At 42.3% G+C, this 19,676-nt stretch carries 16 protein-coding genes; 7 read left to right on the top strand and 9 right to left on the bottom strand.

Annotation, left to right across the window (positions count from 1 at the left end):
• The first annotated feature begins 477 nt into the window (after positions 1–477).
• The 6 genes from MKX35_RS30555 (at position 478) to MKX35_RS30530 (ending at position 8,812) form a co-directional block, all read left to right on the top strand.
• Positions 478–1,524 (top strand): LacI family DNA-binding transcriptional regulator, encoded by a 1,047-nt coding sequence (locus tag MKX35_RS30555; protein WP_042186323.1) that lies wholly within the window; start codon positions 478–480, stop codon positions 1,522–1,524.
• A 223-nt stretch (positions 1,525–1,747) separates the two neighbouring features.
• On the top strand, positions 1,748–2,404 hold the full coding sequence (pgmB, locus tag MKX35_RS30550; protein WP_042186321.1) for a beta-phosphoglucomutase: 657 nt from the start codon (positions 1,748–1,750) through the stop codon (positions 2,402–2,404).
• A 297-nt stretch (positions 2,405–2,701) separates the two neighbouring features.
• Entirely contained in the window at positions 2,702–5,020 is a 2,319-nt protein-coding gene (locus MKX35_RS30545; RefSeq protein ID WP_076300002.1) for a glycoside hydrolase family 65 protein, read from the top strand.
• A gap of 94 nt (positions 5,021–5,114) precedes the next feature.
• On the top strand, positions 5,115–6,797 hold the full coding sequence (locus MKX35_RS30540; protein ID WP_076300003.1) for a glycoside hydrolase family 13 protein: 1,683 nt from the start codon (positions 5,115–5,117) through the stop codon (positions 6,795–6,797).
• A gap of 144 nt (positions 6,798–6,941) precedes the next feature.
• Complete coding sequence (locus tag MKX35_RS30535) at positions 6,942–7,805, top strand: AraC family transcriptional regulator (protein ID WP_179085751.1); 864 nt, start codon at positions 6,942–6,944, stop codon at positions 7,803–7,805.
• 155 nt (positions 7,806–7,960) lie between these two features.
• Positions 7,961–8,812, top strand: coding sequence for a DegV family protein (locus tag MKX35_RS30530; RefSeq protein ID WP_076300004.1), 852 nt, complete (start codon positions 7,961–7,963; stop codon positions 8,810–8,812).
• Between the two features lie 60 nt (positions 8,813–8,872).
• Here the strand turns inward: MKX35_RS30530 and MKX35_RS30525 are convergent, their stop codons facing one another.
• From MKX35_RS30525 to MKX35_RS30490, 8 genes are all read right to left on the bottom strand, one after another.
• Complete coding sequence (locus tag MKX35_RS30525; RefSeq protein ID WP_076284199.1) at positions 8,873–10,513, bottom strand: PAS domain-containing sensor histidine kinase; 1,641 nt, start codon at positions 10,511–10,513, stop codon at positions 8,873–8,875.
• A 206-nt stretch (positions 10,514–10,719) separates the two neighbouring features.
• Entirely contained in the window at positions 10,720–11,421 is a 702-nt protein-coding gene (locus tag MKX35_RS30520; protein ID WP_231573408.1) for an ABC transporter permease, read from the bottom strand.
• Positions 11,405–12,325, bottom strand: a complete 921-nt coding sequence (locus MKX35_RS30515; protein ID WP_042186309.1) for an ABC transporter ATP-binding protein — start codon at positions 12,323–12,325, stop codon at positions 11,405–11,407. Before MKX35_RS30515 ends, MKX35_RS30520 begins: the two co-directional genes overlap by 17 nt.
• A 117-nt stretch (positions 12,326–12,442) precedes the next feature.
• Positions 12,443–13,378: a sensor histidine kinase gene (locus MKX35_RS30510; RefSeq protein WP_076300005.1), complete on the bottom strand. Its 936-nt coding sequence runs from the start codon at positions 13,376–13,378 to the stop codon at positions 12,443–12,445.
• Positions 13,378–14,091 (bottom strand): response regulator transcription factor, encoded by a 714-nt coding sequence (locus tag MKX35_RS30505; protein ID WP_076284202.1) that lies wholly within the window; start codon positions 14,089–14,091, stop codon positions 13,378–13,380. The genes MKX35_RS30510 and MKX35_RS30505 overlap by 1 nt, the downstream gene beginning before the upstream one ends.
• Positions 14,092–14,371: 280 nt before the next feature.
• Positions 14,372–15,205: a DUF4362 domain-containing protein gene (locus tag MKX35_RS30500; RefSeq protein WP_076300006.1), complete on the bottom strand. Its 834-nt coding sequence runs from the start codon at positions 15,203–15,205 to the stop codon at positions 14,372–14,374.
• 248 nt (positions 15,206–15,453) lie between these two features.
• On the bottom strand, positions 15,454–16,215 hold the full coding sequence (locus MKX35_RS30495) for a CPBP family intramembrane glutamic endopeptidase (protein WP_076300007.1): 762 nt from the start codon (positions 16,213–16,215) through the stop codon (positions 15,454–15,456).
• A gap of 179 nt (positions 16,216–16,394) precedes the next feature.
• Entirely contained in the window at positions 16,395–17,336 is a 942-nt protein-coding gene (locus tag MKX35_RS30490; RefSeq protein WP_081382955.1) for an ROK family protein, read from the bottom strand.
• A 318-nt stretch (positions 17,337–17,654) separates the two neighbouring features.
• Here MKX35_RS30490 and MKX35_RS30485 point away from each other — a divergent pair, with 318 nt between their 5' ends.
• Positions 17,655–19,046: a SpoVR family protein gene (locus MKX35_RS30485; protein ID WP_076300009.1), complete on the top strand. Its 1,392-nt coding sequence runs from the start codon at positions 17,655–17,657 to the stop codon at positions 19,044–19,046.
• Positions 19,047–19,147: 101 nt separating this feature from the next.
• On the opposite strand, the gene MKX35_RS30480 is transcribed toward MKX35_RS30485, so the two are convergent.
• Positions 19,148–19,579, bottom strand: a complete 432-nt coding sequence (locus MKX35_RS30480) for a GNAT family N-acetyltransferase (RefSeq protein ID WP_076300010.1) — start codon at positions 19,577–19,579, stop codon at positions 19,148–19,150.
• Between the last annotated feature and the right edge of the window lie 97 nt (positions 19,580–19,676).

Here is a 19,676-nt window from a genome sequence, read left to right as displayed (position 1 = left end):
CTGATATCGATCCAAAATCGCCCAATGTAAACGCTTGCTATATTTTGATTTACATACTAATGCTGTATTTATGGTATTGTCAACCAGTATTTTTATGTGTTTAACGAACTCAAATTATCATAAAAGTAAAAATAAAGAAAAGTAAACCTGATAATCCCATTTAGGATTTATCCCTTTTTTTGAATGTCTCTCTAATTCCATTCCTCGAATCGAATTGTTCCAAAAAATTTAAGCCACACGTTTGCATTTACGAAATGCTCCTTTCAAAGAAATCGGATATCTTTTATACATATTAAGTTCAATCTTGCTAAATCATTCATACTTTTTTGGTGAAAACAAACAATTTTACACATAAATTTCTAATACTCTTTCCAAAAGTAGCAATATTGCCCTTCCAAATGACTTTATCTATTTACAATTTAGAACTCTTAGATTAATATTACTGTGTAAAGCAAACGGTTCCATAAGGAGGTTTCTATGACAGTTACCATTAAGGATGTGGCCAAGAAAGCGGGAGTATCTCCCTCCACGGTATCCCGGGTATTGTCCAATCACCCCAGAATCAGCCTGGAAACTTCCCGCAAGGTCAAAGCTATTATGGAAGATATGGGCTATACACCTAACATGATGGCTAAGAGTCTAGTGTCGAAAACTACAAATAGCATATGCTTCAGTCTTCCTAAACCAGCTGAAGAGCTGTTCTCAAATCTATTTTTTATGGAATTAATCCGAGGGATCGTTACACAAGCTAGCCGTTCCGGCTACGACGTGTTAATTAGCTCCGGAGCAAACGAGAAGGAAGAATTGGAAGCCGTTTCAAGACTTCTAAAGGGTCGTCGAGTAGATGGTGTTATTCTGCTTTACTCTCGTACAGATGATGCTGTTATTGATTTTCTAGAGAGTAACGATTATCCATTCGTACTGGTAGGCCGAAGTGATCGATATGAGAATATTTTATCTGTCGATAACGATAATGTGATGGCAGCATATGATGCTACTAACCACCTCATTTCAATGGGTCATGAACGTATTGGCTTCGTAAGTGGACCGCCTAATCTAATTGTTTCTCGCGATCGTCTCGCAGGATACCGTAAAGCATTGCTGAATAGCGGTCTTGAAATGCGTGATGAATGGATTGTAGAAGGTGAATTTCTACAGGATAGCGGATATAGAGCGATGTCTTTTTTCATGAATTTGCCTAATCGGCCTACTGCTCTAGTTGCAGTGGATGATATGGTATCGTTCGGAATTTTACGCGGATTGAATGAGCTGAAATACAAAGTGCCTGACGATCTCGCTATTGTGAGCTTTAACAATATTCCATTATCTGAATTATCCAGCCCTCCGATCAGTAGTATTGATATTGGAATTTATCATCTTGGCTACACTGCATCTCAGGTACTTATCCAGAATATCAAGAGTCCGAACCACGATGCTGGTTATACAAACCGATTTGTTATTCCACATCGCTTGATCGTGAGAGAGTCATCCATGTACTCTCATGCTAAGAACAAAACCGAATGAATAAGTGAAGCGATCAACGCTTCATTTATTTTTTGAAAATCTGTACAAACGTTTGCGCTAAATTACTAAAACTTCTTGATCCAGTTCTTTTCAGGGTGAATTTTCGAATCTGAGGTTAAGATAAACTTAACATCTTTAGCAAAGCTTATACGAATTGAAAGCAAATTCAGATACGATTACCCAATGGATCATGATACTGTCACAAATTTTAGGAGGTACTACAATGACGGAAATTAAAGCCTGCTTGTTCGATTTGGATGGTGTTATCGTTGATACTGCCAAATACCATTATATCGCATGGAAAGAGCTTGCAGATGGATTAGGGTTTCTCTTCACAGAACAAGATAACGAACGCCTTAAAGGAGTCAGCAGAACTGCCTCGCTAAATATTTTGCTGGAAATCGGCGGACTAACTATCGATGAAGAAGAGAAAGCTAAGCTTGCAGAACAGAAGAATAATCGATATGTCGAATATATTGCGAAAATGGACAGCTCAGAGATTTTGCCAGGTGCGCTTGATTTTCTGAAAGAGTGCCGTGAGAATGGCATCAAAGTTGCCCTCGGTTCTGCTAGTAAGAACGCAATGACGATATTAAATAATACCGGATTGACCCCTTACTTTGATGCAATCATCGATGGCACACACACAAGTGCTGCTAAACCTGATCCGGAAGTTTTTCTTTTAGGAGCTAAAGCACTTGGCGCTGATCCTAAACACTGTGTTGTCTTCGAAGATGCAGAAGCAGGAATTGAAGCTGCGTCGCGTGCTGGAATGTTCAGCGTTGGTATTGGTTCACCGGAAACGCTCAATGCGGCGAACATCGTCGTTCCATCGCTCGCTCATATGAGTGTGTCACAACTCAAAAAATCTTTTGCTTAAAGTCTAACGAACATTAATCAACTGAAAGTGTTAATGTGATTCGCCCTGCTGCATTCCACTTATAAATGAAATATGTATATCTAGAGGTACGCTTGAAGTGGAGATGGCGAAAGGATTGTGTAGAAGCGCTAGCGTTCGCCTTTGTCCCCAGATGCTCACCTTTAATTCTTCAAATTTAAGCATCTGGGGACAACAGCGATCGGAACAACCTTTCGCCAGCGGAGCGACTCACAAGCACCAAAGTAGAGATATAGTTCATTATATATCCCCACAACATATTTAAAGGAGCCGGTTATCGTGAAACAATATTTAACAATTGATGAATGGTCCATTATTGAAGAATCCTTTGATCCACAGACACAAGAAATCTCTGAAAGTGTATTTAGCCTTGGCAACGGATTTATGGGCGGTCGAGCTAATTTTGAAGAGCAATATAGTGGAAGTAGCCTACAAGGCAGCTACATGGCTGGCGTTTACTATCCTGACAAAACACGGGTCGGCTGGTGGAAGAACGGCTATCCTGAATATTTTGCTAAAGTACTGAACAGCACGAACTGGATCGGTATTAACATCGACATTGAAGGAACTCCTTTAGACCTGGCAAAATGTACGGTTTCCGATTTCCGTCGTGTTCTTAACATGAAGGAAGGTACGCTTTCCCGTTGTTTCACTGCCACACTCGAAGATGGTAAGGAAGTTAAAGTTGAGAGTATCCGATTCGTCAGCATGACTCGTCAAGAAATCGGTGCTATTCGTTACTCCATCATTCCTGTGAATTTCTCAGGCGAGATTACGATCACTCCTTATCTCGACGGTGACGTGAAGAACAAGGATTCCAACTACGACGAGAAATTCTGGAATGAAGTTGAGAAGCAAGCAGGCACTGAAGGTGGACACCTCACCCTTAAGACTAAAAAGCTCGATTTCCATGTAACCTCTGCTATGGCTTTTGATATCCTTATCAACGGTGAGAAAGTCAACGCTGATGCTGAAGCCATTGAACAAGAGAAATATGTAGCCAGCAAAATGAATGTATCCGTACAATCTGGTGATCAAGTCGTCATTTATAAATATGTTGCTAACGTAACCTCGCGTAATCACGGTCTTGGACAATTGGTCGATGCCGCTCAAACTGCTTTGCAAGCTGCTAAGGAAGCTGGTTTTGTAACCCTTCTGACAGAACAAATAGAAGCTTGGAGAGAGAAATGGAAAGAAAGCGACATCATTATTGAAGGTGACGTTTCGGCACAGCAAGCGATTCGTTTCAATATTTTCCAGCTAAACCAAACCTACAATGGTGAAGATGACCGTCTGAACATTGGACCTAAAGGCTTTACAGGTGAAAAATACGGCGGCAGCACTTACTGGGATACAGAGGCGTATTGCGTTCCCTTCTATCTCAGCACAGCAGACTCCTCTATTGCTCGCAACCTGTTGATCTACCGTTACAAGCATTTGGAGAAGGCTAAGGAAAATGCTCGTAAGCTTGGTTTCGTAAAAGGCGCATTGTACCCAATGGTTACAATGAATGGCGAAGAGTGCCACAATGAGTGGGAAATTACATTTGAAGAAATTCACCGTAACGGTGCCATTGCTTATGCGATTTACAACTATGTGAACTACACAGGAGACAAAGCTTATCTTGGTCAATATGGCCTTGAAGTTCTGGTGGAAATCTCCCGCTTCTGGGAAGAACGTGTTCACTATGCAAATCGTAAAGACAAATACGTGATGCTTGGCGTAACGGGACCTAATGAATATGAAAATAACGTAAATAATAACTGGTACACCAACCGGATGGCTTCCTGGACTATGGAATATACCTTAGAAGCTCTGGATTATCTGAAAAAGAACGAATCCACACGCTATGCAGAACTAGTTGACAAACTAGGACTCCAAGAGAGCGAAACTGCAAAATGGAATGATATCATTGCCAAAATGTATTATCCTGCAGATGAAGAACTGGGTATCTTCTTGCAACAAGATGGCTTCCTAGATAAAGAGATTATTCAAGTCAAGGATCTGGCAGCTGAGAACCTGCCACTAAACCAAAAATGGTCTTGGGATCGTATCCTTCGTTCTTGCTTCATTAAACAAGCAGACGTTCTGCAGGGATTATATTTCCTAGGGGACCGCTACGATCTGGATACCAAAAAACGGAATTTCGACTTTTACGAGCCGATCACTGTTCATGAGTCCTCCCTATCCCCTTGTATCCACTCTATTCTAGCCAGCGAACTAGGATATAAGGATAAGGCTTATGAAATGTACCTGCGTACTTCAAGACTGGATCTTGATAACTATAACAATGATACCGAAGACGGCTTACACAGCACTAGTATGGCCGGAACTTGGATGTCAATCGTACATGGCTTTGGCGGATTACGTGTTCATGATGGCAGACTGACTCTGAGCCCATCGAACCCAGGTCACTGGACAGCGTACTCTTTCAAAATCATGTTCCGCGGCTCCCGTCTAAAAGTAAGCGTTTCGGACGCACAGGTTACGGTTACGAATGAAACTGATATTCCAGCTTCTATTACTATCTATGACAAAGAATATACCGTGAACGGACTAAGCAGCATCACTGCTGACAGCAATTCCGTCACAGTATAAACCGACACCACAAGAGACCCTTTGAAGCCAATAGCTTTTTAGGGTCTCTTTATTTTTTTCCTAAATGGATAACTTATATAAGGAGTGATTATTAATGAAAAGAACCTTTTGGAAGGAAGCTGTCGTTTATCAAATTTATCCACGCAGCTTTCAAGATAGTAATGGTGACGGTATTGGAGATCTGCAAGGCATCATTTCACGTCTGGATTATTTGCAGAAGCTCGGTGTCGATGTAGTTTGGTTGTCACCAGTATATAAATCGCCAAATGATGATAATGGTTATGACATCAGCGATTACGAAGATATTATGGATGAGTTCGGCACGCTAAAAGACTGGGAGGAACTACTGACTGGACTGCATGATCGTGGCATTAAGCTAATGATGGATCTTGTAATCAACCACTCTTCTGATGAACATCAATGGTTCGTAGAGTCACGTTCGTCAAAAGATAATCCATACCGTGATTACTACATATGGCGTCCAGGTGGACCGAATGGCGAACGTCCAAACAATTGGAGTTCCATATTCAGCGGTCCGGCTTGGGAACTAGATGAGACTACCGGTGAATACTATCTACATCTGTTCTCACGCAAGCAACCGGATCTCAACTGGGACAATCCAAAGCTGCGCGATGAATTATACAAGATGATTACCTTCTGGCTCGACAAGGGTGTGGATGGATTGCGGATGGACGTCATTAATTTGATTTCTAAAGCAGAAGGGCTACCTTCCTTCCAAATCGAAGGCGAGGCGCCAGAGGAACTTGCTTGGGGTGGCGATTACTTTATGAATGGCCCCCGAGTCCATGAGTTTTTACATGAAATGAACCAAAAGGTTCTTTCAAGCTATGACATTATGACCGTCGGGGAAACGCCAGGGGCTTCAGTAGAGGATGCCGTTCTTTACACAGACGAAGATCGTGAAGAACTTCAAATGGTATTCCAATTCGAGCATATGGACGTAGATTCCGGCCCAGGAGGCAAATGGGATGTAGCCCCATGGACATTAACTAAACTGCGCGACATACTTCATAAATGGCAGGTCGGTCTGGCTGACAAGGGTTGGAATAGTCTGTACTTAAACAATCATGACCAGCCGCGTATGGTTTCACGATTTGGTGATGATGGGAGGTATCGCGTAATATCTGCCAAAATGCTCGCTACCTTACTACATACACTTAAAGGCACCCCTTATATTTACCAAGGTGAAGAAATTGGGATGACGAATGTAAAATTCACAACGCTGGAAGATTATAAAGACATCGAAATTCTGAATATGTACCGTGAAAAAGTAACTGAGGGTGGCGCAGATCATGAAACGATTCTAAACGCTATCCATGTCAAAGGCCGAGACAACGCCCGTACCCCGATGCAATGGGATGCATCTGCTAATGCTGGATTTTCAGAAGGAGAACCATGGCTCAAAGTAAATCCGATTTACAAGGAAATTAATGTGGAGCAAGCATTGGCAGACTCTGATTCAATCTTCTACTACTACCAGGAATTAATTGCTTTACGCAAAAAAAATCCGATTATGGTATATGGAGAATATAAGCTGCTACTGCCTGATCATGAGAACCTTTATGCTTATACAAGAACTTTAGATGATGAACAATGGCTGATCCTGCTCAACTTCAACGAGGCTCCTCAAACCGTTGATCTCTCCGCTGAGCTGAGCACCGCTACTGATTTAATCATTGGAAATTACCCGGATGAATCACCCACACGAGAAATTCTGCGTCCTTACGAAGCAAGAGTGTACAGATTACAAAGCTGACTCTCTCCACCTTCCTGAGTTATACTATATAGGATGATTTTGTTAAGATCATTCTTCCATCAGCAACCTGTCATTAGAGAGCAAGGAATAACAGGATTTGCAAATGGTGGCATGATAGTATGAACTCAAAGGGAGATGGCAGGCTTGGAATGGCTTATCCGCATGAAAGAAGCTTTAGATTATATGGAGAGCAAAATGGAGGAAACCTTTAATATAGAAGATATAGCAAAGGTTGCTTATTCCTCCCCTTTTCACTTCCAGCGTATGTTCTACATGCTCACCGGAGTATCAGTCAAAGACTATATCCGTAAACGGAAACTAACTCTGGCGGCACAGGAACTCGCTATTTCTAAAGTTAAGGTGCTAGATGTCTCATTAAAATACGGATATGACTCTCCCGAGTCGTTTGCCAAAGCATTCCGCAAAGCACATGGAATTACTCCTTCTGCTGCGCGGGAGTCAGGGGTTCAGCTCAAAGCCTTCCCTAGACTCTCCTTCCATCTATCACTGAAGGGAGATAAAGAAATGGACTACAGAATTGAGACAAGAGACGCTTTTAATGTTATCGGACTAGTAGAGGAAATGACAACGAAAGATGGGGAGAATTTACGCCGTATCCCCCAGCTGTGGATTGAAGCTAACGAAAATGGTACGTCGGATAAGCTGATTGAGATCGGTGTTGATAAGGACATCCTTGGTATTTGTAAAGATTTCAATCACGAAAAAGAAACCTTCTCCTATTGGATTGCTGTCGAAGCCTCTCCAGAGACGGACGCTCAGGGCTTTGCTTCTACGACGATACCAGCTGCGAGTTGGGCTGTGTTCACCTCAGTAGGGCCAATGCCGAATGCTATTCAGCAAGCATGGTCACGGATCTTTCAGGAGTGGTTCCCTGCAACAGGCTATGAGCATACAGGAGGACCCGAGTTTGAGCTATACCTTCCGGGAAGTCCTGATGCAGAGGATTATCGCTGCGAGATCTGGATACCGGTTATGAAAAAAAATTAATGCTTACTTAGACTATTCGGAATTCCGGATAGTCTTTCTTTCTTTCAGAATTTCTACGATTTCATTTTGAGAATCGGCTTAATCTTGGTATAATAAATAGATTATGTGATTCAATAATGACTATTGTCGTCCGATTATCGGTGAAGGAGAAATTCATGTCTACTGTAAAAATATTTTCAGACAGCACTTCCGATTTGCCTCAAGGCTGGAAGGATACTTTTAATATCGGCATCGTTCCCCTTTACGTAGTGTTTGAAGAAGGAACCTACAAAGATGGTGAAGATATCACACCAGAAGAAGTGTATCGCCGTGTCGCAGCAAGCGGAGTATTGCCAAAGACGGCCGCGCCTTCGCCAGCTGACTTTATCGCCGCTTTTCATCCGGTAATTAGCCGTGGAGATGATATTGTTTATATCAGTCTCTCCTCATCACTATCCTCTACATATCAGAATGCACTTTTGGCTGCTGGGGAATTCCCAGAGGGGCGTGTACAGGTTATTGATTCACAGACCTTATGTGGAGGCATCGCTCTCCTCGTTATGAAAGCTGTCAGAGCCGCTGAAAAAGGTTACAGTGCCATTGAGATTGCAGCTATGCTGAAGCAGAGTCGTAATCTTGTAGAAACAGAATTCGTGGTAGATACGCTAGATTACTTATATATGGGTGGACGTTGTTCAGGTATGCAGAATTTCATCGGTAGTCTGCTAAAAATTCGTCCTGTTCTTAGACTTGTAGACGGCAGCATCGTACCTACTAGTAAAATTCGTGGCAAAAAAGAAAAAGCCGTGGAACAAATGCTCCAGAACGCCTTGGTTAACGTCGATCGGATGGATAAAGAGCTGCTCATCGTTGTTCATACCTTAGCGGAAGAAGATGCTCGCTATCTAGAGACAGCGATACGAGAGAAGACTCAAGTGAATGAGATCGCTATCCTCAACGCAGGTTGTGTTATTGGTAGCCATTGTGGCCCACATACTGTAGGTCTCATGTATATGCTTCAAGATTAATAATCTAACGCAAACCTCCGGCCATTGCTTCGTAAGTCAATGGACCGGGGATTTGTGCGTTTACCCCTCCTGATTTGAAGTTGAATTTAACTCGACTTCTTTTTTTATGAAGGGTAACATAAACCGGAACGTTGAACCTTTATTCTCTTCACTTTCTACAAAGATTGTCCCACCCATCAGCTCAACCAGCTGCTTACAAATAGCGAGTCCCAACCCTGTACCGCCATATTTACGGTTGATGATCGGGTGCAGCTGTGAGAAGGATTGAAATAATAAATTGAGTTTATTATCGGCAATCCCAACACCTGTATCACGGACAGAGAATTCCAATAAATATTCTTTTGAATCCGAAAGTGGAATGTTCTTAACCGATAGTGTAACGCTCCCATGTTCTGTGAATTTCAGAGCATTGCCTACCAGATTGACAATAATCTGTCGCAAACGGATCGGATCAGCCAGTAACGTTGTTGGAACACTCGTATCCGCCCACCACCGCAAGGCCAGCTTCTTCTCTTCGGCTTTAGGCGTAAATAAATCAATGATGTCCGATATCATCTCTCGAAGTTCAAACGATTCGGTTTGCAGTGGCATTTTACCCGCTTCCATCTTGCTGAAATCAAGAATGTCATTCAAGATCTGTAAAAGCGTGTAACTACAGCTTCGTAAAATCTCGACATACCCCCGCTGTTCTTCTCCAAGATCAGTTTCAAGTAAAAGATCTGACATCCCTATCATTCCATTCATCGGTGTCCGAATTTCATGACTCATCATCGCTAAAAAATCAGATTTGGCTTGCGCCGCTTGTTCCGCAGATTCTTTAGCGCGAATGATTTCTTTCGCATTCGTGATATCACTAAAAGCAATAACTGCTCCTGAGATCATCCCCCCATCCATAAGAGGCGACACCCGATAATTGACAAAAAAGCTGGTTCCATCCTTACGCCAGAAGATCTCATCGTCTTTCCTGCGGATAATTCCATCTGCAATTGTAAGACTGATCTGACAATCAGGGGTTGAATAACGTGAGCCATCGCCTTGGATTTGATGAATATATTCCATCAGCTTCAGGCCAACCAATTCTGTAGGCTGGTAACCTAACATATCTGCTCCCTCACGGTTAATAAAGAGCGTTCGCCCTATAATATCTAGTACGAATATTCCAGCTGAGACGGAGTTCAGAATAAGGTTCGCTCGTTTATCTTCGACTTCAGCAGCAAAAGTAGATTTGAAGTTTGACTCTAGTTCTACCTTATCCGATAATTTAGCATGAAAAGAATCTGCTAATGCGTTTAGCCAGTCATGTAACCCTTCCGAATAATGATGATAGTTGCTGTTATCCACTTGTATGATCGCGAATACCCCGACAATTCCCTCGTCTATTGTTATAGGAATAAAGTTTCCCTTCACAACGTCAGCTTTGGGATTGTTCAGATCTTGCAATTCAAAGCTAGAGGGATTCCCTTGCAGGGTAGCCTCAAAACTTGCTACATCAACAAGGTATATTCTTTTAAGTGCTGTCAGACCTATATCTTGGAACGATGCTTCTGCACTGGATTCTAGATAGAACGTACGATTCGTTCCTACGCAGCGACCTTGCCTATCCAACACAAATATTAAATTAGGATGATGGTCATATAACGATTTATAAGCGCTCTCTTCCGAAAGCAATCGTATTAAAATGGACGTCCAGTCTTTATCCACAATTCATTTCACCTCAGGCTCTCTCATCCATTATCATTACCCTAAAATGAACGGAAATCATCTTAAATTTTAAATTCTTCTATTTTGATCATTATAGCAAATATACTTTAATCAGTCGCAGATAAACACCAAATCCCCCTTTAGAACCCAGCCACGATGATTTACACATCGTACTGAGATTCTTAAGAGGGATTTCTGAAAGTATCTTAGGCTATATCTTTATGATCAATATTGCGAATGGCCATATAGGCAATACCTGCTCCTATCAAGCCAAGCGAGATCGACACCGCCGCTAAATTACCTAAGCGCGCTTGATCAAATCCACCAGAAATTAGGGACGTAACTAACACAGCCGAGACGATGGTGGCAGGAACTGATTTTTTCTTCATTCCAAAGTACAAAGGAATCAGAGCAATACCCGCTGCGTAAAATGCGTTTGCGCCTAACTTGATCAGCTCTGAAGTGATCATAGGAAGGTTTAACTCACCCGGAATAAGCCCTACAAAAGAATTGAATCCTATTAGGATAGCGCCAACCACAATGTCTGACACGATGATGGCAACAAATGTGAAGGCGAACACTATCAATATTTTCGCAGTCATTAGCTTTTTACGTGAGATAGGATACATAAAGAGAAGAGTAATAGTGTTGTTCTTATACTCATCAATCACCAGCTTGCTAATAATAACGGAAGCGAAAATAATATAAGCAGCCTTAACAAAAACGAACACACCCTCAAACATATCTGCGTAAGAAGCGAACGACGGTTCATTCTCATTTCGATCAACGAATAAAACCATAATCATAAACCCAAGAATAGCGAGATTGACGATTGCTGCCCCTGTAAGAAGAGTTTTTAGCTTATTCTTCCGAATCTCCAAAGATATTAATTTAAGCAACGCCTTCACCCCCAATCAATTGTAAAAAATAATCTTCCAGCGTATGTTGTTTCTTGCTGATGCTCTCAATCTCCACGTCTGCTAGCACTAACGCCTTATTCAGATCACGTTGTGAGATTCCACCGTCATAGATTCTTACTGTAATATGATCAAGTACTTTGAAGTTATTGAGGCCAAGCTTGTGCTCCAACACGTACACTGCTTTGTTAATCTCATTCGTAACCACTTCGATATATTCTGTATTTTGACCGCGAATGGAATCCATCGCCACCTCTTCTACCAGAGCACCCTGCCGGATCACACCGATAGTATCAGCAATCTGCTCGATTTCCCCCAGAATATGACTAGATACAAGTAACGTCATTCCATATTCACGGCTAAGCATCCGGAACACTTCACGCATCTCTTTGATTCCCACAGGGTCTAGTCCATTAATCGGCTCATCCAGAATGAGTAGCTCCGGTTTCGTCATAAAGGCTCTGGCAATACCAAGACGCTGCTTCATCCCAAGCGAAAATTGCTTCACCGGCTTTTTATCGATACCCGTAAGCTTTACCAGCTCCAGCGCTTCGCCAATCGCTTGCGGATCATAATAGCCCATATATTCTCCATGCAGGATCAGGTTTTCCTTGGCTGTGAGTTTATCATAAAACACTGGATATTCAATGATGCAGCCCATCCGTTTGAGCATTTCATACGAATGATTTGTCATTTTTTCATTAAAAAACTCAATCTCACCACTTGTAGGTTTAACGAGGTTCGTGATCATTTTCATGACCGTTGTTTTGCCGGCACCGTTCGGTCCAAGAAAGCCATAAATTTCACCTTGTTTAATATTCATATTCACATTGCTAACGGCTTCTTTGCCTTGGTAGGTTTTCGTTAAATTTCTTGTTCGAAGTATCGTAGTCATTTCCGTGCTCCCCTTTGTTTTCGTCTCGTCTTCCTTAGTTCATATTGTACACAGCAGAATTTTCTTTTTTATTACTCGATTCTTACAAAAATCTTAAGCTGTACACAATTTCATTCTTTAGAAGCTTAATCTACGAAAAGAAAGGGTAAATACTGTTCTCACAAACGGTTGACTAACCAGTGTAATGGTACCATTCATCTGCTCCGTTAATCTTTTGGTGATCGTCAGACCCAGACCACTCCCTTGATATGATCGATTTCTCGAATCCTCCAGTGTATAGAGCCGTTCGAATACTTTATCCTGGTGAACTTCACTAATGCCTTTTCCCCTGTCCCAAACATCTATGTATACTTTGTTCTTATCACTATAGAGTTTCAAACCTAATACGCCTCCGGCATCCCCGTAAGCAATCGCATTCGATAACAAATTGGTCAATATCCGGTCAAGCGCCTCTTCGTTTCCCATGAAATAAAGCGAGTCATCAGGAATCTCTATCTCTACCTCACTGCCCTTGGCGCTAAGGATATCATAGAAAGAGAGAATATTACGTCTGCATACCTCGCCTGCCTCAACACGTGAAAGATTGATTTCCCGATCCCCTGATTCCAGCTTAGCCAAGTCAAAGAACTTGTTCATCAGATGGATCACTTCATTCGCTTTTTGGTGAATTGTGTTCATCATACGTTCCCGTTCTTCGGCTGGCATATGTTCATCCTGCTGAATCGTCTCAATATAACCGAGTACTACCGTTAGCGGAGTCTTAAGATCGTGGGAAATGTTCGACAGCATATTACGCATGGACTTCTCCAGCTTCACGCGCTCAATGCTTCCTTTATGATTAATGTCGAGCAGCCGATTTAGATCAATCAGCACACTTTGCAGCTCCACATTACTACTGAATAACAGCAGTCTTTCGTGTGAACCTTCAGCCATGATGCTACTTAGCTTGTCATGAATATATTTCAGGTCTCTGGAAGCTTTACGCGAATGCTGATATTGCCATCCAATGACGACGAGCAGGAGTACAATGACCACACTAAGCGCCATGCTCATTATAGCTGCTCTCCCAGCTTATATCCGATCCCCCACAACGTCTTGATGTACTCTGGATGCGAGGGGTCATCTTCTATTTTTTCGCGTAATCTTCTCATATGTACATTAATAACGTTCTCATCTCCGAAATAATCATCTGCCCATACGCTAGCATAAATCTGCGCTTTGGTGAAGACCCTGCCCGGATGCGTAACGAACAGCTTAAGAATATGAAATTCCTTAGACGTTAACTTCACCTCTTCCCCGTTCTTTAGCGCAGAGAAATTATCCAAATCTACAGTCAGGCCACCAATGGAAATTTTTTGCTTCGCAGGAATTGGAGCTTCCGGTTGGATGGTGGGGGTAGCATAACCCGCTCTTCGAATCGCAGCCTTCACTCTTGCAGCTAATTCGATCATTGAAAATGGCTTGGTAATATAATCATCCGCCCCAAAGCCAAGTCCAAGCGCTTTATCCACATCGCTGTCCTTGGCTGACATGATCAACACCGGAACTAGACTTGTCGCACGGATCGTCTGGAGAATATCAGTACCGCTGCGCTTGGGCAGCATGAGATCTAATAATACAAGATCAAAAGGATTACTAGTACGGAATGTCCTTTCCGCTACTTCACCATCAAACGCCGTTTCCACTTCATAGCCCTCTTTTACTAAATAGGACCTAACCATTTCACTAATTGCTTCGTCATCTTCAATTAACAATATTCGGTGCATGAATGCTGCCTCCAATGATCTGAGAATAAAAATTAGTTAAAAACTTAAGGTATTTCTTTAAGGTAAACATGACTGCGGTGAATGTTTGGACTTCCGGTCGCTGTTGTCCCCAGATTTCTTGATTATATACCGTGTTTCACGGTTGAAATCCGGTGAGCCTATGCTTCCGGAGCGAGCTTTCCTACGGAAAGCTTTCAGGCGAACGCTATCGCTCCTACAGTTCCAAACTTCCCCTCCGCCACTCTTCCTTTTTAGAATGTTTTAGTTCAACTTATTTAAATTATTCGTAATGCCCCTTAACCTCAGGCAGTTGCTTATAAATGCTTCCGGCCTGCACGATCTTAATGATCGCTTGGGCTAGTTCAGTCATCTGACCGTCATCCTCAGTATTCTGGCATTCCGTCCACTGATAATGACGCTCTCCACTATTAATCTCAACCGATAAATCGTAACTTACAGCAGGTTTTCGATTACACTCAGTAGATAATTCTTTTTCATCTAAGTAATTCGCTAGAACCATTTCTTTATAGATTTGTCCACGTTCCTGTTCAGAAAGCCCGAAATCACTAACCTCGACTACTTCCCCATTCTGGAGATCTTTGACCAACTTCTTCTCTATCGTATTCATTTCGTTCTTTTGGTTCACACCATACTTTAAAACAAACTCAAACTTATCTTGTTTCGTTACGTCAAAAGGAATCTGTAGCAGCTCGATCTTTGCTTGTTCGCCCTCGCAGCCCGTTAAGGTATACGACAGAAGTTTATCCGTTTCGTTTCTAACAAGGTTCTGACAAGTGTATGTGGTTACTTGGGGACTACCAAACGTATCTTCGGAATTATCATGCCGCATTTCAATCCCTTGGTCAGTATATTTCAAGTCATTAAAGATCGGATCACCCTCAATTGTGTAATGAACCACACGCTGCTTACCCGCTTTATTTTGGATAAAAGCATCCAACTTCTTAAGATTCTTAACAATCATTCCATGGCTGTTTATCACATCTTCTTGTTCATTAATGGTAGTTGTGAATTTGTCTTCTCCATTGGATGGCTGGTTAAAGCAACCGGTTACTATAAGCGCTATAAAAATCAGAAGAATACCGCTCGATCTCATCGATCATAACCTCCTTAAACACTCCATAAGTAGAATCTTTTGTTAAAGTATACCAATAATAACGGGGGCTGGGTATCCCTTCAGAGGGATATCTGATGATAGAGAGATTGATAGAAATTTAAACTAGATAGCAAAAAAAGCCGATTGGATATCCAATCAGCTGTGCTTCTGTACCTCAGAAATCTTCTCAATATCTATCGTACTATATGCTTAACCTCTTTGTGAGTCTACGGAAATTCCTCCGGCTCTTAATGCAAGAAATGCATCAGGAACGGTGCTGCTACTGCGCCACCTAACATACTAGTCCCAAATATTGCCCAGTCATTTAAAATATGTGCAATGATCGACGTCCAGATATTCTTTGTTTTCATGTAAGCAAGCGTTAGAATAATTCGAGCGATTCCGATTCCCAGAATGGCCTGAGCAAAATTAAAATTGTACGTTTTTAAGTGTAGTGCACCAAAAATGAGCGCTGTTACGATTAATGCAATAAACACGGACGCCTTGCGTGACATTTTAAAGCCAATAAAGCAAAGCTGCATAATCGCCAGGAATGGCAAGATCGTTAACAATTCCTCGCCAATTAATTGAAATCCTGAGAAGAACAATGTCCAGAGCTTCTCAACTGTTGAAAGGGTATCCCCATGACCTAGCACCGCATTTACTGTTACAGCTCCCATCGATGAAAGCAGCGCGGCTACCCCCAACGTTACGATGAAATTAATAATAAAGAATAAAATCCCGTATAATACATGACTTACTTCAGGCTTTTTGAAGAGAATTCCTAACTTCCCTTTGGTTGCCCACACTAATGCGATTAACGGAAACAGCGTGAATAGAAACGGAGCAATCTTGCTCTGCACTTCATTAGGCATAAAAGGAATCTCTACTGTCATTGTTAAATAGCCTACAACGATACTTGCAAGGATCACTACCCATTTGCCAATAGGCATGAAATACGGCTGTCCATTATACAAAGGATAATCTACGGTTTGTTTTACTTTTGTCATGTTGCACGACCTTCCAACGCTTATTATTATACTGTGAATCCTATCACTGGAATATGAACTATAAATGAACCGACAAGTTCATTTATAATCCCTGATGAAATGCTCAATTCCTGGCCGAAGATGGAGCATAAAAATAACCAGTCACCGACATCGATCGGTAACTGGTTATCTTTGAATTATCAATTGAATCCTAAGGAATCGTCAAATAATCTCGATATTCCGATAAGCGTGTGTTCGAACACATTTTCTGAAGAAAATATACCAATAGATGAATCAGCCAATCCCTTCTGGAGGGCGGGGCTAAATAAATCGATGCTTTTAGCAATCTGTCCGCCGATAACGATGCGGTTTGGCTGATAGTCTATAACATAGGACTTTAGCATCCTAGCCAATCGTGTTCCGAATTCTTCAAACACCTTGCAGCACAAGCTATTCCCGTTTCTTGCTTGTTCTGCGAGTTCCTTCACGTCCATTCCTTTTTCTAGAGCTCCCATCTGCTCAGCTAGGCGAAGAATTCCGCGACGTGAGAAGGCGTTATCTATGGTGCTCTCCAGGAAAGGTTTATCAAAAAGCCAACCGTCCTCGGGAACCCCTGGTCCTTCGTTCAGGATCAATGCACGATCAATAAATGCGGAGCCTAACCCTGTCCCTAAAGTTAATGAAATATATCGTTCATTTGGAAATAATCTGCTTACGCCTAAGGCAAACAGCTTCGCATCATTCTCAAATCGAATATCTGCCTGCAGCAGATGCTTCGCCCATTCCTTATGTTGTAAGGTATTGAACCGGGTATATAATACTTCTCGTATATTCTCACCATACAACGCCTCATATTTACTAAGCCCCTGAATATAACAGATGCCTTGCTGATAATCAAAGGGCCCGGGAAAGGCGAGACCGATGCGCCAAGTACAGTCTGAGGATTTCCCTAGTGTAACGGAATAGAACTGATATTGATCTTCAAATATAGAAATAAATTGTTCAATAATCACATCGGCATCTTGGTCAGCGAAGGAAGGATGTTGCTTGCAGCTAGCCTGTAGCAAATCTCCATCCACTACCAAACCAGACTTAATAAAGGTTCCTCCCACGTCTAAAGCGATCACGACTTTAGGCTTCAAAGGAGACTCACATCCCAGACCTTGGATACGCCAGCTTTCACTACTCGTGCGCCATAACCATTCTATTCTTCTATTGAATTAATAATTCTCCACGATAATTAATATGATGGTATTTTGATAACTGCAAGCTACTTACGAATCACCTTGAGAAAATCATAAAGATATATAACGGATTCTCCCTCCCGTCATATTGCCCCTCCCCTACCCATATACATAATATGAACTACATTGATCGACCCATCTATATGAAGCCAAACCCCATTTCGTGAGGGTTTATTCAGGTTGGATCTACAGAATTATAGGAGGGAGCACAGAATCATGCCAAGCGAAGAAATTAATGCGTTGGAGCGGGCGATTGCTGAAATTACGGAAATAGCTACTGGCTTCGGCTTGGATTTTTATCCCATGCGATATGAAATATGCCCTGCCGATATTATTTATACATTCGGCGCTTATGGAATGCCGACAAGATTTGGTCATTGGAGCTTCGGAAAAACATTTCACAAAATGAAATCCCAATACGATTTCGGGCTGAGTAAAATATACGAGCTCGTCATTAACTCCAACCCTTGTTATGCTTTCCTGCTCGACGGAAACTCGCTGATTCAGAACAAGCTGATCGTAGCTCACGTGCTGGCGCACTGCGATTTTTTCAAAAATAACATGCGTTTCTCCATGTCCAACCGGGATATGGTCGAGAGCATGTCGGCTACAGCGGATCGGATCGCCGGTTATTCAGTAACCTACGGTACCGATGCAGTGGAGCGCTTCATCGATTCCGTGCTGGCCATTCAAGAGCATATAGATCCCAGCCTGATTCAGCCGCGTAAGCTAGGTAAGACCCATCTGCTGGAAGCCAAAATGAAAGAACTCAAGGATGCCCCTCCGGGTGGCTCCAAATCAGCTAATCCGTACGACGAGTTATGGAATCTAGACAAGAGCAATTCTGGACCACAGGAAGCATCATCCGGAAATCGTGCGTTCCCACCTGAGCCGGAAAAAGATATTGTCTGGTTCATCCAGCAATATTCCACCGTCTTGGAGGATTGGCAGCGCGATATTATGACGATGCTTCATGATGAAATGCTCTACTTCTGGCCACAAATGGAGACGAAGATCATGAACGAAGGCTGGGCTTCGTACTGGCATCAGCGTATCGTCCGTGAACTGGATCTGACCGTTGAAGAAACCGTAGAATACGCTAAACTGAATTCCTCCGTCGTGCAGCCCTCACGGCAAAGCCTGAATCCATACTATCTTGGTCTAAAAATCTTCGAAGACATCGAACGCCGCTGGGACCGCGAGAAAATATTTGAGGTACGCGAGTTGGAATCCGATACCTCTTTTATCCGCAGCTATCTCTCCAAAGAACTGGTGAACGACCTCGATCTTTATGTTTTTGAGAAAAAAGGTCCGGAATGGAAAATCACCGACAAAGCATGGGAAAACGTACGTGATCAACTGGTACTCGCTCGAGTCAATGGCGGGTCACCTTACTTGGTCATAGAAGATGCCGACTTCGAGAAGAATGGCGAGTTATTTATCACCCACCGCTATGAAAGTATCGAGCTGGATCTGAAGTACCTGGAGCGTACACTCCCGCATATCTACTCATTATGGGGGCGCACCGTTCATCTGCAGACCGTCGTGGAGGACAAAAAGGCGCGGTTCTCGTATGATGGCAAAAAGGTGCAGCGTAAGTTTATTTAAAAGAGGAATAAGTGAGTAGTGCTCTATTGCTTGAATAATAAAGCGGCAGAACTGGACGCGTAGTACGTCCCTGGTCTGCCGCTCTTTATTTGGTCTGTTGATTACTCGGATTCATTTAACATCTTTGAAAAATATTTTGGAGCCTCAGTAAATCCTTGTCGGGCATAAAATCTATGCGCATCAGTTCTTCTAGAGTGGCAATGAACTTGAATTCGGTCACAGTTTCTTTTTCTAGCTAAATCAGTGCAATATTCCTCAAGCATCCGTCCAATGCCTTTGCTCCTAATCGCATTACTTACCACAAGATAGCTTATAATTGCAGTATCCCCTGTGAGCCCTAATTGAGGTATGTAATGCATGGAAATGCAGGCGACTACTTTATGATCTTCCTCGAAAACTAATAATTCCTCATCCGGATGCAGGACTAGCTTTTCTATTTTTTCTTGCATGAACGCTTCTGTCTCTGAATAACCCAACTGCTCTAATAATTCCGCTATGTCTTGCCAGTCCTCTGCTTTCGCTTCTCTAATCATCTGTTCCACTCCCCTAGATTTTCAAGTTACATGTCTAATTAACTCTATTAGACTACGGGAGGGGATAAGCGTCAATCCTCCTACAATAAATGAGAAA

The sequence above is a fragment of the Paenibacillus sp. FSL R5-0923 genome (genome assembly GCF_038009145.1).
Lineage (GTDB): Bacteria > Bacillota > Bacilli > Paenibacillales > Paenibacillaceae > Paenibacillus_AQ.
This window is presented reverse-complemented; position numbering and strand designations above follow the sequence as displayed.

Excerpts from the sequence above, each read along its gene's own strand:
- MKX35_RS30555 (WP_042186323.1), top strand. The coding sequence starts at position 478 with ATGACAGTTACCATTAAGGATGTGGCCAAGAAAGCGGGAGTATCTCCC.
- pgmB (WP_042186321.1), top strand. The coding sequence starts at position 1,748 with ATGACGGAAATTAAAGCCTGCTTGTTCGATTTGGATGGTGTTATCGTT.
- MKX35_RS30540 (WP_076300003.1), top strand. The coding sequence starts at position 5,115 with ATGAAAAGAACCTTTTGGAAGGAAGCTGTCGTTTATCAAATTTATCCA.
- MKX35_RS30530 (WP_076300004.1), top strand. The coding sequence starts at position 7,961 with ATGTCTACTGTAAAAATATTTTCAGACAGCACTTCCGATTTGCCTCAA.
- MKX35_RS30515 (WP_042186309.1), bottom strand. The coding sequence starts at position 12,325 with ATGACTACGATACTTCGAACAAGAAATTTAACGAAAACCTACCAAGGC.
- MKX35_RS30510 (WP_076300005.1), bottom strand. The coding sequence starts at position 13,378 with ATGAGCATGGCGCTTAGTGTGGTCATTGTACTCCTGCTCGTCGTCATT.
- MKX35_RS30505 (WP_076284202.1), bottom strand. The coding sequence starts at position 14,091 with ATGCACCGAATATTGTTAATTGAAGATGACGAAGCAATTAGTGAAATG.
- MKX35_RS30500 (WP_076300006.1), bottom strand. The coding sequence starts at position 15,205 with ATGAGATCGAGCGGTATTCTTCTGATTTTTATAGCGCTTATAGTAACC.
- MKX35_RS30495 (WP_076300007.1), bottom strand. The coding sequence starts at position 16,215 with ATGACAAAAGTAAAACAAACCGTAGATTATCCTTTGTATAATGGACAG.
- MKX35_RS30485 (WP_076300009.1), top strand. The coding sequence starts at position 17,655 with ATGCCAAGCGAAGAAATTAATGCGTTGGAGCGGGCGATTGCTGAAATT.
- MKX35_RS30480 (WP_076300010.1), bottom strand. The coding sequence starts at position 19,579 with ATGATTAGAGAAGCGAAAGCAGAGGACTGGCAAGACATAGCGGAATTA.